Genomic DNA, 12,785 nt, shown 5'->3' with positions numbered 1-12,785 from the left:
CAATTTGACGGATATCAAGCGCGCCGCGACACTGGCCGGACGACATGGCAAACATGCCAGCCCCGCAACCTCGCGACGACATCGCGAATTTCCTTCCGACCACGATGAGCGAATCTCCTTATCAGACCATCGACACGCGCGCGCTCGCCCGGCGCGTGGAGTCCGATCGCATCGCCCCGTCGATGTACTACGACCCCGAGCTGTTCGAGGCCGAGCTCGAGCGCATCTTCTATCGCACCTGGATCTGGGTCGCGCACGACAGCGAGCTGCCGAATCCCGGCGACTTCGTGACGACGACGATCGGCCGCCAGCCGGTCATCGTCGTGCGCGACAGGAACGGCGACGTGAACGTGCTGCAGAACCGCTGCCGCCATCGCGGCGCGACTGTCTGCGAAGCGCACCGCGGGAACGCGAAAGGCTTCACGTGCCCGTACCACAGCTGGTCGTACGCGCTCGACGGCACGCTGCGCGCACTGCCGTACGGCGACGGCTACGAAGGCGTATGCGACAAAAACGATCTGCCGCTCGTGAAGCTGCGCGTCGGCACCTACCAGGGCCTCGTGTTCGCGAGCTTCAATCAGGATGTCGAACCGCTCGACGATTTCCTCGGCGCGGCGAAGCCGTGGATCGACCTGTTCATGAAGCAGGGCGCGGGCTACCCGATCAAGTCGAACGGCGAGCACAAGTTCAAGTTCAAGGGCAACTGGAAGATCCAGCTCGAGAACACGACCGACCTTTACCACTTCCCGGTCGTCCACAAATCGTGGATGAAATCGATCGACGACGAGACGGCCGCCGCGATCACGAGCTTCATGACGAGCGACGCCGCGTTCTGCCGCGCGCTCGGCAACGGCCACAGCCTCGCCGTGCTGATGCCCGAGCTGATCGATCTCGACGAAGACGACGGCGCGCCGCTGCCACAACGCTTCGACGCGCTCGCCGCGCAGCTCGCCGAGCGGCATGCGCCCGACGAAGTGCGGCGTATCGTGCGCTCGCTGATGGGCGTCGGCTTCAACCTCAATCTGTTTCCGAACCTCGCGCTGTCGATGGCGTTCTTTCGCGTGCTGCGGCCGATTTCGGCGGAGGAGACCGAGATCCGCCACGTCGCGCTCGCGATGGATGGCGGCCCGGACGAGGCGAATCAGGTCCGGCTGCGGATCCACGAGCATTTCCAGGGGCCGTTCGGCTTCGGTAGCCCGGACGACGCGGAAGCCTGGGAGCGCGTGCAGCGCGGCGCGCATGCGGGGCCCGACGTGCCGATTCTCGTGAACCGCGGGCTGAACCGCGAAACGACCGCGCCGAACGGCGAAAAGACCGCGCATGCGACCGACGAGACCGGCATGCGCGAAGCATACCGGCAATGGCGCAAGATGATGGAGCAAGCATGATGGACGACCGCAACGCCCTTTTTTCCACGCGCACGTTCGCGCGTGCCGTCGAGTTCATCTGGCGCGAGGCCGAGCTGCTCGATCGCCGCGACTATCGCGGCTGGCTCGATCTGTGGGAGCCGGCCGGTCGTTACGTCGTCCCGATCGATCCCGCCGCGACCGACTTCGAAGCCACGCTCAACTATGTGTACGACGATCACGAGATGCGCGAGAAGCGCACGCAGCGAATGCTGTCCGGCTATTCGGCGTCGGCGTCCGACGCGGCGCGCACGGTGCGCACCGTGTCGCGCTTCACGCTCGAGAGCGAAAGCGCGGAGACGATCGAAGTGAAGTCCGCGCAGGTCGTCGTCGCATACAAGCGCGGCGTCGCGACGCTGTTCGCGGCGGACGTCACGCACAAGCTCGACCTGCGCGACGGCGACGTGCGTCTGGCCGGGAAGGTGATCCGCCTGATCGACTCGACCGATGCGCTGAGCGCGATCGGCTTCCTGCTGTGACGCCGCGGCGCCCTCGTCGCGGCGCGCATGCAAGCGCGTGCGCGGCGAGCGCGCCTTTTCGTCGACGTTTTCTCTTTCATCTCATCATGCCGACACTCGAAGTGTATTTGCCGGCCGGCCATCGAGACGCACGGAAGGCCGAGCTGATCGACCGGCTGACCGCGGCGACCGTCGCCGCGATTGGCGCGCCCGCCGAATCGGTGCGAATCCTGTTGAGCGAGCTGCCCGCGACGCACATCGGGCTCGGCGGTCGCAGCGCGGCCGACGGCGCGCCGCCCGCGCTGCCCGTGATCGTCGCGATCCTGATCTCCGGGCGCGCCGACGAGCAGAAGCGCGCGCTGATCGCCGCGCTGTCCGATGCGAGCGCGGCCGTGCTCGATGCGCCGTTGCAGGCGATTCGCGTGATCGTCAAGGACATCCCGACGACCGATTTCGGGATCGGCGGCAAGACGGCGCACGCGCTCGGCCGCTGACGATGCACACGCTCGTCCCGCGCGTCGGACGCCGTCCCGCTGCGTTACGCGAGCGGCAGCGAGAAGCGGCATTCGAGCCCGCCGCCCGGCGCCGGCTGCGCCCAGATCCTGCCGCCGTGCCGCGTGACGATGTTCTTGCACAGCGACAACCCGATCCCGTTGCCGCTGACTTTCGACGACGAGAAGCCGTCGAACAGTCGAGCGTGCACGCCGTCGGGCACGCCGGGCCCGTTGTCGACGACGTGCAGCACCGCGCGCCCCGCGTGCTCGCCGATGCCGAGCATCAGCGCGCGCGCCGGCGGAACGACGTCGGTCAGCGCCTCGATCGCGTTGAATGCGAGATTCAGGATCACCTGCCCGATCAGCACGCGCTCGCAGCGCACCGGCAGCGGCGCGTCCGCCTGCACGATCGCCACCGCGACGCCGGCTTCCTTCGCGCGCAGATCGATGAAATACGACACGTCCGCCAGAATGTCGCGCAGATCGACGACCGCCTCGACGGACTCGCGCCGCACGACGTATTCGCGCACGCTCTTGATGATGAGCGCCGCGTGCTCCGCCTGCCGGTCGGCGCCGCGCAACCCCCAGACGACATCGTCCGTCGAGCCCGGCTGGCCGAGCCGCTGGATCGCGCCTTCGATGAAGTTGCGCACCGCCGCGAGCGGCTGGCTCAGCTCGTGCGCGATCACGGCCGCCATCTCGCCCATCGCGTTGTAGCGTCCCGCGTATTCGAGCATCCGCGCCTCGATGCGCCGCGTCTCCTCGATCGCCACCTCGTCGGTCACGTCGCGGAAGTGGATCAGCAAACCGCTCAGGTCGCCTTCGATGTCGACGCGCCGGCACGTGATCCGCACCCAGCGCGGCGTGCCGTCGCGGCGCGCGATCCGGTAGCGCTGCGGCTCGGACGGACGGCACGCGGGCGCGTCGCGCAGTTGCGCGATCAGACGGTCGCGATCGGCGACCGTGCAGTAGTCGAGCACGTCGCCGAGCGGCTCGCCCGCCGCGATGCCGAGCACGCGCCGCCCCGATTCGCTGATGAACTGCACGCCGCCGTGCGGCGTCAGCACCGCGACGCCTTCGTCGAGGTCCTGCATGAACTCGCGCAGCCTCGCCTCGTAGCGCCGCAGCGCCTGGCGCGTCGCCTCCTCCGCGCTGATGTCGCGAAACTGCACCATCACGACGTCGCGCTCGCGCAGCCGCACGTGCGTCGCGGTGGCCTCCGACAGCATGTCGACGCCCGTGCGCGACCGGTAGCACCATTCGTACACCTGCGGACCGTCGGTGATCGAGCGGTCCATCGCGCCGACGCCGATCTCGCGCTGGTACTTCGGCCCGGGCCGCGTCATGTCAGGCGCCTTCAGCGGCAGCAGCTCCGCGACGGTAAAGCCGAGCACGTCGCACGCCGCGCGGTTCGCCCAGACGATCGCCTTCGTCTTCGCGTCGTGCAGCAGCACGCACAGCGACAGCGCATCGAGCAGGCGGCGGAAATCGTCTTCGGCGGGAAAGGTCATGGCTCGGTTCTGCGGGGGCGGCACGGCGCGGCGCGCGTGGATGTTCACATTAACACCCGTGCCGACGCGCCGCATCTGAAGAATTCTTTACGGAGACACGGCTCGTCCCCAGGTCGCGCGTCCATCGTCCCAATTGAAGCGTCCTTATTGCATTCCTAGACTGGATTCCAGCGATGCTCGTCCGCGCCGATGCGCCTACGCGCCCTTTTTCTTCCTCAGTCGATCCCATATTCAGGAGACCCGCCATGTCAGAAACCGCCGCCGCCGCCGTCGGCGCCGCCCGCTCCGCTCAGCCGCGCGTCGCGCCGGCATGCGGGCTCGATGCGCTGCCGCTCGACGACGTGATCGCCGTGGTGGCCGCGCGCCGCGACGAATTCGACCGGCTGTCGCACGTGCCGCGCGACGTCGTCGAGCTGTTCAAGCGCGCCGGCCTCTACCGCGCCGGCACGCCGACCCGCTTCGGCGGCGACGCGCGCCCGCCCGCCGAGTTTCTCGGGATGATCGAGCGCATCGCGACCGCCGACGGCTCGGCCGCGTGGGTCGCGAGCTTCGGCTCCGCGAACGTCTATCTCGCGGCGCTGCCGCTCGCGACGCAGGAAGCCGTCTACGCGACGGGGCCCGATCAGGTGTTCGCGGGCGGCCTCTTCCCCGTGCAGCCCGCGCGGCAAGCGCCGGGCGGCTGGCGCGTCGACGGCACGTGGAAGTTCGCGAGCGGCTGCAAGGGCGCGGACTGGCTCGGCGTCGGCATCGCGATTCCGGGCGCCGACGGTGAAGCGCCCGGCAAGCCGCGCACCGCGGTGTTCCGGCCCGAGCAGGTCGAGATCGTCGAAAACTGGGACGTGGTCGGCATGCAGGGCACCGGCAGCCACGATCTGCGCGTCGTCGACCAGTTCGTCGCCGAGCCCTGGACCTTCGTGCGCGGCGGCGCGCCGACCGTCGACGAGCCGCTCTATCGCTATCCGACCATTGCGTACGCGGCGCAGGTGCTCGCGGTCGTCAATCTCGGCCTCGCGCGCGCGGCGCTCGACACGGTGAACCGGATGTCGGGCGGCCGCAAGACGACGACGGGCGCGCCGCGCCTCGCCGACCGCGCGTACTTCCGGATCGAGCTCGCGAAGGCCGAGGCGCAGTTGCGCGCGGCGCGCGCGTTCTTCTACGAAGCGACCGACGAAGTGTGGCAGGCAATCGTCGCCGGCCGCGACGTGACGCCCGAGCACGTGAGCCTGCTGCGGCTCGCGGCGACGCACGCCGCGCGCGAAGGCGCAAGCGTCGTCGAGCGCGCGTATCGCCTCGGCGGCACGCCCGCGATCTATCGCGCGCATCCGCTGCAGCGGCTGCTGCGCGATGCGATGGTCGTCACGCAGCACGCGTTTCTCGGCGAAGGCAATCTCGACGGCGCCGGCGCGGTATTCACCGGCGTCGCGCCGTTTCCCGGCTATTTGTGATCCGACGCGTGCCGCGCGCCGGCGCCCGGCGCGCCGCCGCGCGGAACTCATGCACTGAGCGCCGCTGCGCGCGGCGCGATCAACCATCTTGAATTCAACCCGAACCGACAGGAGCCCTTACATGTCCGACCAACGCCCGTTGCCGCTGCGCGTGCTGTTCTGCTGCGGCGTCACGCAGAATTTCTTCGACCTCCCGCGCGACCGCATCGGCGAAGTCTGGCAGGCGTACGGCAAGATGCTCGCCGCCGTCGAAGCGATGGACGGCGTGCGCGTGCTCGGCGTGATGGACGACGACCGGCTCGTCGTCGGACAGTCCGACGGCGCGCCGTGGACGTTCTACATCATGGCCGACGTCGTCGACTTCGACACCGTCGCCGCAGTCTGCAACCTGTATCGCACAACGCCCGTCGGCGAATACAACCTGTGGCGGTACGGCAAGATCGAGGCGCGCGTCGGCCGGCCGCTCGCCGTGCCGCCGGCCGCTGCGCAGGCTGCCGCGTCGTGAGCGCCGCGACGAGCCGGCGAGGCCGGCGCACGAACGGCGATGCGGGCGAGCCGCGCGCGCCGGATGCGGCGAGCGCAATGCGCGCGACGAGGCTGCGCGGCGAGACCAAGGCCAATGCCGACATCGACGCCGACGCGGCGCGAACGGATCGCGCAAGCGCATCGTGCGGCGGAACCATCGCGCGCGACACGCACGATGCGCACGCCGTGCACGACACGCCCGTGGCCGCGCCGCCGACGCTCGCCGCGCTCGCGCGCCGCGTCGCGATGCTCGAAGCCGAGCGCGCGATCCGCGCGACGATGACGCGCTACATGTCGCTCTGCGACGTGCCGGCGGACGCCGCGGACCGCGCGTCGCTCGCGGCGCTCTTCACCGCCGACGCGATCTGGGAAGGCGTCGGCCCGCAGTACGCGCACCAGTTCGGCCGCCTGCGCGGCCCCGGCGAGATCGTCGCGATGCTGCTGCGCTATCTGCCGCCGACGCCGCATTTCGCGACGAACGTCCACTTCCTGACGTCGGAGACGATCGTCGTCGATGGCGCGGCGGGCCGAGGCTGCTGGATCATGCTGCAGGCGTCCGACTACGTCGACGCGCCGGCCGAGCTGATCGCCGCGCGCCTGACGGTGGACTTCGCGCCGAGCGCGGCCGGCGACGCGTGGCTGATCCGACATTTCCGCACCGAACGGCTGTTCGACGCGCCGTGGCGCGTCAATCGCCGCTCTCCAGCCTGATCGATCCCGCAACGAGCGCACCATGACCGGATTCATCGAAACGTTTTCCCTGGGCGGCCCCGGACCGACGATCGCGATCAAGGACACGATCGACATCGCGGGCCACCGCACGACGGGCGCGAGCCGCGCGCTCGCCGACGCGCCGCCCGCCGAGCGCCACGCGGAAGTCGTCGAGCGCGTGCTCGACGCGGGTTGGCGGATCGCCGGCAAGGCGAACATGCACGAGCTCGCATTCGGCATGACGGGCATCAACGACTACACGGGCACGCCCGTCAACCCACAGGACCCGGCGCGGATACCGGGCGGCTCGTCGAGCGGCTCGGCGTCGCTGGTCGGTCTCGGGCGCGTCGACGCCGCGCTCGGCACCGACACCGGCGGCTCGATCCGCGGCCCCGCCGCGTGCTGCGGCGTGATCGGCCTCAAGCCGACCTTCGGCCGCGTGTCGCGACGCGGCGTCGCGCCCGTCGACACGACGCTCGACTGCGTCGGTCCGTTCGCACGCGACGTCGCGACGCTCGTCGCGGTGATGGCCGCGCTCGCGCCGGGCTTCGACGCGTCCGTCGCATCGCCGCAGCTCGCCGCGTGTCGCGTCGCGATCGTCGAAACCGATTCGGACGCGGCGATTCGCGCGGCCGTCGAGCGCGCGGCCGGGCAAGCCGATTGCGCGGCCACGCCGTTGCGCCTCGACGATCTCGCGGCGGCGTTCGATGCGGGCCTCGCCGTGATCAACGCGGAAACGTCGCGCGCGTTCGGCCGCTTCGTCGGCAGCGGCAAGCTCGGCGCGGATATCGACGCGCGGCTGCGCGTCGCCGCGACGACGACGGCCGACCAGCTCGACACCGCGGAACGCGTGCGCGCGCGCTTCACCGCTCAGGTCGACCGCGCGCTCGGCACCGCCGACGTGCTCGTGCTGCCGACGCTGCCCGCGCTGCCGATCACGCTCGACGAAGCGCGCGGCGGCGCATCGGTGATTGCGATGTCGTCGCTGATCCGGCCGTTCAACCTGAGCGGTCATCCGGCGCTCAGCCTGCCGCTGCCGCTCGCCGGCTCGCCGCTGAAGGCGGGTTTGCAGATCGTCGGACGCAAAGGCGCCGACGAGCAGGTCTGCGCAGTCGCCGCGCGTTTCGAGGCGGCGCTCGCCGCGCGCTGACGCGGCGGCCGCGACACGACGATCGCGCACGAAACAGGCGCACCGATTCATTCACGCATTCAAGGAAAAAACGTTCATGTCGAATCGAGTGGTTCTGATTACCGGCGCGGCGCGCGGCCTCGGCGCCGTCGTCGCGAAGAAGTTTCATGCGGCGGGCTACCGCGTCGCGCTCGCCGACGTCGCGATCGACGCGGCGACGGCGCTCGCGCGCGAGCTCGGCGCCGATGCGGACACCGCATGCGCGCTGAAGCTCGACGTGACCATCAAGGCGGATTTCGAGACCGCGCGCGATGCGCTGGTCGCGCGCTGGGGACATGTCGACGCGCTCGTCAACAACGCGGGCGCGTCGAAGGTCGTGCCGTCGATGGAAATCACCGCCGAGCAGTTCGATCAGGTGATCGAAGTGAATCTGCGCAGCGTGCTGTTCGGCTGCCAGATCTTCGGCCAATACTTCGCGACGCGCGGTGCGGGCCGGATCGTCAACATCGCATCGCTCGCGGGCCAGAACGGCGGCTCCGCGACGGGCGCGCACTACGCGGCCGCGAAGGGCGGCGCGATCACGCTGACGAAGGTGTTCGCGCGCGATCTCGCCGCGCACGGCGTGACGGTCAACGCGATCTCGCCGGGGCCGCTCGATCTGCCGATCGTTCATGAGAGCGTCGCGCCGGACAAGCTCGCGCAGATCCTGTCTACGCTGCCGGGCGGCAAGCTCGGCTCCGCGGCGTTCGTCGCGGACGCGGCCGTGCTGCTCGCGTCGGGCGATGCGTACTTCGCGAACGGCGCGTGCTGGGATATCAACGGTGGGCTGTATATGCGCTGACGGCGAACCGCGCGGCCAGCGTCACATCGCGCGCCTGCGCCCGTGCCCGATTGCCATATGCACGCGCCGTTCTAGGGAAAATCTTCAGCATGCCGGAAGATAACGCCGCCGCATATGGCAGTCGCCCGTCTTTCGGCCGGCCGCCCCGCATCGCACAATGAAATCGCGCCATCAAACGATCATTCGCGACGGATACGCAACCGCCCGTCGAACCGGTCGGCGCATTCCCGAACTCATCAATGCAAGCGAGGGCACGATGACCCACTTCTACCATGCCGTGAAATCCGCTTACCCGGCAATCGTCGTTTCGAAACCCGGCGACGACGATTTCGCGGCGTTGAGCGCTTCCTGGAACATCATGACGCAATTCGAGCCGGCCTGCGTCGTCCAGCCAAACGACACGCGGCAAGTGTCGGAGATCGTGAAGCTCGCCAACGCATACGGCATCCGCAAGATCAACGCCCGAAGCGGCGGCCATTCGTTCGAAGGCACTAGCCTCGGCGGCATCGACGGCGGCGGGCTCGTCGTCGATCTCGTCAACATGCGGTCGGTCCACATCGATTCCGCGAAAAACGAAGCGGTCGTGGAAACGGGCGCGCTGCTTGGCCATGTCGCCCAGCAAGCCTGGGATCAAGGCAGGAAAATGCTGCCGACCGGCATCTGCGTCAGTGTCGGCATCGGAGGCCAGGCAAGTTGCGGCGGATACGGCATGTTCGCGAAGGGCTACGGCAACATGACCGACCGGATCATCGAAGCCGAAGTGGTTCTCGCCGACGGAACCGTCGTCGTGGCGAACGCGTCGCAACATGCCGATCTGCTGTGGGCGCTCAAGGGATCGGGCACGGGATCGTTCGGCATCGTCACCCGCTACCGCTTCCGGCTGAGCGACGCGCCCGCGCACGCGGCGAAATTCACGTTCGACTACGCGCTCGACAAGATCGACTTTCCCGCCGTGTTCAAGAGAATGCAGAACTTCAGTCTGCAATCCAAAGAGAATTTCACGACGATGATCGTCGGCTGGCAGGGATTTCTCGAAATCACCGGAACGATCGTCGCGCGCAACAGCGACGAGCTCGCCGCGCTGATCCGGGAGATCGAAACCGAATTCGACGATTCCGACAAGATCGAGATCCTGAAGATCGACTACATCGACATCGTCAAGAACATCGGCCTCACCCAGACTTCCGCGCCGTGGTACGACGACTTGACCAAGATCCGGCGCGAGCGGGACGAGCATTTGCGATTCATGAAGATCAAGGCCGGCTTCATGAAGGACGGGCTGCCCGACGAGGCGATCGAACGGCTCGCCGACATCGCCGCGAGGCAGAACAAGCGCGGGGCGCGCTTTCAGATTCTGAGCCTCGACCCCAGGCACAACGCATCCGACGCCGAAAGCGCGTCGATCAAGGCGCGCGGTTGCCCGCTCCTGATGGGCATGTCGGTCTGGATCGAAAGCGAAGGAAAAAGCCTGCGGGCCGCATCCGTCGCCGCCAAACAAGGCGTCAACCGTCTGGCCTGGCTCGACGAGTGCTACGAACTGTTCCATCCCTTCACGGTCGGCGGCTATATCGGCGACGACGATCTGGACGAATGGGCGCACGGCCGCAATCTGTTCGACAGCTACTACGGCAAGAATCTGGATCGTCTCATCTCGATCAAGAATCGATACGACCCGGAGAACCTGTTCAGACACGACTTGAGCATCCCGCTCGAGCGGCCGTCGTCGACGTGACGATGCGCATCGCCGGCCGGCCGCGCGGCGGCTGCCGGCATCGCGCGAACGCGGCCGACGGCCCGCTCAGCGGCGCGGCGGCGCGGCGGCGTCCCACACGCCGATCACGTCGCGCACGAGCGCCGCGATCGACGTCGCGCCGAGCTTTTCCTTGATGCTCGCGCGATGCACGTCGACCGTCTTCACGCTGATCGACAGATCGGACGCGATCTGCTTGCTGCCCTTGCCGTCGACGACGCCGCGCAGCACCTCCTTCTCGCGCGCCGTCAGCGCATCGATGCGCCGGCGCAGCTCGCGCCGCCTGCAGTCGGCCGCATGGCGCTGCGTCGCGAGCTTTATCGCACGCTGCACGCGCTCGAGCATCTGCTGCGAGTTGTACGGCTTCTCGACGAAATCGATCGCGCCGTTCTGCAGCGCGCGCACCGACATCGGAATGTCGCCGTGCCCGCTGACGAAGATGATCGGCAGCGTCGCGCCGCGCGCGTTGAGCTCGGCCTGCACGTCGAAGCCGCTGCTTTCGGGCATGCGCACGTCGAGCACGAGGCACGCGGGAACGTCGGGATCGAAGTGCGCGAGGAAATCGGCCGCGCTCGCAAAGCCCTCCGACTTCGCGCCGACCGATTCGAGCAGCCACGACAACGATGTGCGCATCCCGCTGTCGTCGTCGACGATATATACGATCGGAGCGGGTGATGTCATGACTGCCTCTGTGCGCGGAAAGGGGACGGGTATCGACTGCGCGCGGTGCAGCGTCTTCCGTGTGTTTCGTGTGTTTCGCGACGACCGTGACGACCGTCAACGTTCTCGACGAAACACATCATAACCAGCGCAATTCTTGATGAAAACCCCTTGCTTCGCCGATACGGACGTGCTTGCCGACAATCCCCGCGCGACTAGGTGAAATCTTTAGCGCACGTGGCGGCAACGCCAGCGCGCGTGTCAATCGCGCGAATTTTCTTCCGATGCGGCGTGCCGTACGCTTCGTTCATCCGGCCGGCGAACGATCGCAACGAGATCCGCGCTTCGACGTTTTCCGCTTCGCCCATCCATCGCAGGAGACAACATGTCAGGCCTTTCGAACGCACCGGCAGTAAGCGCCGCCATCGACGCCGACGACGCGCGCCGGCAGTTCCGTCAGGCGATGGCGCATCTCGGCGCGGCGGTGAACATCGTGACCACCGCGGGGCCGCACGGCCGTTGCGGCATCACCGCGAGCGCCGTGTGCTCGGTGACGGACGCGCCGCCGACGGTTCTCGTCTGCGTCAACCGGTCGAGTGCGATGCACGCGGCGTTCGCGCGCAATCGCAACGTGTGCGTCAACGTGCTGCCGAGCGAGCACGAACTGCTCGCGCGCCATTTCGCGGGCTTCACCGGCCTGCCGATGGACGCGCGCTTCAGCCTGCCTTTATGGGACGAAGGCGCGCACGGCGTGCCGGTGCTGCGCGACGCGCTCGCGAGCCTGCAGGGCGTGATCGTCGAATCGAAGGAGGTCGGCTCGCATGCGGTGATGTTCGTCGAAGCGACCGCCATCCGCGTGCGCGACGACGGCGACGGCCTCATCTATTTCGGCCGCTCGTTTCATCGCGTCGCGCGGCCGGCAGGCTGACGCCGCGGCTCCGGCGAGCGCGTGCGGCTCAGCCCCGCTCCGCCGCGGCCAGCACCTGCGCCACCAGCGGATGATGCTGCCCGCGATGCGACCGGATCGCATAGATCTCCTCCGTCACGCCTTCCGCGCGCCCGAGCCGCCGCAACCCGCGCAGCAGCGCGACGTCGCCCGCGCCCGGCTCGCTCAGCGGAAACACGCCGAGGCCGCGCGCGGCGAACACGGCCATCAGCGCGCTGTCCTCGAACTCGCCGACGATCCGCGGCCGAATGCCGTGCGCGTCGAACCAGCGGTCGAGCCGCGAGCGCAGCGCCGCATGCGCGGTCGGCAGCAGCACCGGCAAGTCGGCCAGGCACTGCGGAAAGCGGCCGCGCGCCGCCGGCGACACGATCGCCGTCGGCCCGTGCCAGTCGACGGGCGACGCAACGATCCGCTCGCTCGCGAGCCGCAGGTTCGCGCGGCGCGGCGCCGGCTCGCCCGCGAGCACGAGATCGAGGCGATGCAGCGCGAGCTCGGCGAGCAGCTCCTCGTACTCGCCGTCGTGACAAAGCAGCCGCAGCGACGGCGCCGCGAGCGCGGGCTCGAGCACCGCGTGCGCGGTGAGCTTCGAGATGCCGTCGGTGAGCCCGACCGCGAGCCGCGCCCCCTCGCCGCGCGCCGCTTCGCGCACCTCGTCCTCGATGAGCTGCCCGATCCGGAAAATCTCCTCGGCGCGCGCGAACGCGGCCTGCCCCGCGTCCGTCATCGTCACGCCGCGCCCTGCCGGCTTCAGCAACTGGTGCCCGATCGATTTTTCCAGCTCGCGCACCTGCGCGCTGATCGTCTGCACCGCCATGTCGAGCCGCTCGGCCGCGCGGGCGAAGCCGCCTTCCTTCACGACGACCCAGAAGTAATACAGATGGCGAAAGTTCAGCATCGCGCCCTCTTGCG

The 12,785-nt window shown here is 68.7% G+C and carries 13 protein-coding genes; 10 read left to right on the top strand and 3 right to left on the bottom strand.

Annotation, left to right across the window (positions count from 1 at the left end; all coding sequences use genetic code 11):
* The first annotated feature begins 104 nt into the window (after positions 1-104).
* From BG90_RS21735 to BG90_RS21725, 3 genes are all read left to right on the top strand, one after another.
* Complete coding sequence (locus BG90_RS21735) at positions 105-1,388, top strand: aromatic ring-hydroxylating oxygenase subunit alpha (protein WP_010122872.1); 1,284 nt, start codon at positions 105-107, stop codon at positions 1,386-1,388.
* The gene (locus BG90_RS21730) at positions 1,385-1,885 is read left to right on the top strand and encodes an aromatic-ring-hydroxylating dioxygenase subunit beta (protein ID WP_025990611.1); all 501 of its coding nucleotides are present in this window, start codon (positions 1,385-1,387) and stop codon (positions 1,883-1,885) included. Before BG90_RS21735 ends, BG90_RS21730 begins: the two co-directional genes overlap by 4 nt.
* An 86-nt stretch (positions 1,886-1,971) precedes the next feature.
* The gene (locus tag BG90_RS21725; RefSeq protein WP_010112433.1) at positions 1,972-2,358 is read left to right on the top strand and encodes a 2-hydroxymuconate tautomerase family protein; all 387 of its coding nucleotides are present in this window, start codon (positions 1,972-1,974) and stop codon (positions 2,356-2,358) included.
* 44 nt (positions 2,359-2,402) lie between these two features.
* Here the strand turns inward: BG90_RS21725 and BG90_RS21720 are convergent, their stop codons facing one another.
* Positions 2,403-3,869, bottom strand: coding sequence for a PAS domain-containing sensor histidine kinase (locus tag BG90_RS21720; RefSeq protein WP_010122868.1), 1,467 nt, complete (start codon positions 3,867-3,869; stop codon positions 2,403-2,405).
* Positions 3,870-4,114: 245 nt separating this feature from the next.
* On the opposite strand from BG90_RS21720, the gene BG90_RS21715 reads away from it, so the two are divergent.
* From BG90_RS21715 to BG90_RS21690, 6 genes are all read left to right on the top strand, one after another.
* Positions 4,115-5,314: an acyl-CoA dehydrogenase family protein gene (locus tag BG90_RS21715; protein ID WP_010122866.1), complete on the top strand. Its 1,200-nt coding sequence runs from the start codon at positions 4,115-4,117 to the stop codon at positions 5,312-5,314.
* Positions 5,315-5,435: 121 nt separating this feature from the next.
* On the top strand, positions 5,436-5,819 hold the full coding sequence (locus tag BG90_RS21710; RefSeq protein WP_010122864.1) for a hypothetical protein: 384 nt from the start codon (positions 5,436-5,438) through the stop codon (positions 5,817-5,819).
* Positions 5,820-6,085: 266 nt separating this feature from the next.
* Entirely contained in the window at positions 6,086-6,550 is a 465-nt protein-coding gene (locus BG90_RS21705; RefSeq protein ID WP_081469982.1) for a nuclear transport factor 2 family protein, read from the top strand.
* 22 nt (positions 6,551-6,572) lie between these two features.
* Complete coding sequence (locus tag BG90_RS21700; RefSeq protein ID WP_010120606.1) at positions 6,573-7,700, top strand: amidase; 1,128 nt, start codon at positions 6,573-6,575, stop codon at positions 7,698-7,700.
* Positions 7,701-7,776: 76 nt separating this feature from the next.
* A complete protein-coding gene (locus BG90_RS21695) occupies positions 7,777-8,520 on the top strand; it encodes an SDR family NAD(P)-dependent oxidoreductase (RefSeq protein WP_025990382.1) in 744 nt (247 codons plus the stop codon).
* A 256-nt stretch (positions 8,521-8,776) separates the two neighbouring features.
* A complete protein-coding gene (locus BG90_RS21690; RefSeq protein WP_038801637.1) occupies positions 8,777-10,252 on the top strand; it encodes an FAD-binding oxidoreductase in 1,476 nt (491 codons plus the stop codon).
* 66 nt (positions 10,253-10,318) lie between these two features.
* Here the strand turns inward: BG90_RS21690 and BG90_RS21685 are convergent, their stop codons facing one another.
* Positions 10,319-10,951 carry a response regulator transcription factor gene (locus BG90_RS21685; RefSeq protein ID WP_010110558.1) on the bottom strand — a complete coding sequence of 211 codons (633 nt, stop codon included), beginning with the start codon at positions 10,949-10,951 and terminating at the stop codon, positions 10,319-10,321.
* A 364-nt stretch (positions 10,952-11,315) separates the two neighbouring features.
* On the opposite strand from BG90_RS21685, the gene hpaC reads away from it, so the two are divergent.
* Complete coding sequence (gene hpaC / locus BG90_RS21680) at positions 11,316-11,858, top strand: 4-hydroxyphenylacetate 3-monooxygenase, reductase component (RefSeq protein WP_010120619.1); 543 nt, start codon at positions 11,316-11,318, stop codon at positions 11,856-11,858.
* Between the two features lie 28 nt (positions 11,859-11,886).
* Here the strand turns inward: hpaC and BG90_RS21675 are convergent, their stop codons facing one another.
* Complete coding sequence (locus BG90_RS21675) at positions 11,887-12,771, bottom strand: LysR family transcriptional regulator (RefSeq protein ID WP_025990384.1); 885 nt, start codon at positions 12,769-12,771, stop codon at positions 11,887-11,889.
* Between the last annotated feature and the right edge of the window lie 14 nt (positions 12,772-12,785).

It is taken from the genome of Burkholderia oklahomensis C6786, from assembly GCF_000959365.1.
GTDB lineage: Bacteria > Pseudomonadota > Gammaproteobacteria > Burkholderiales > Burkholderiaceae > Burkholderia > Burkholderia oklahomensis.
This window is presented reverse-complemented; position numbering and strand designations above follow the sequence as displayed.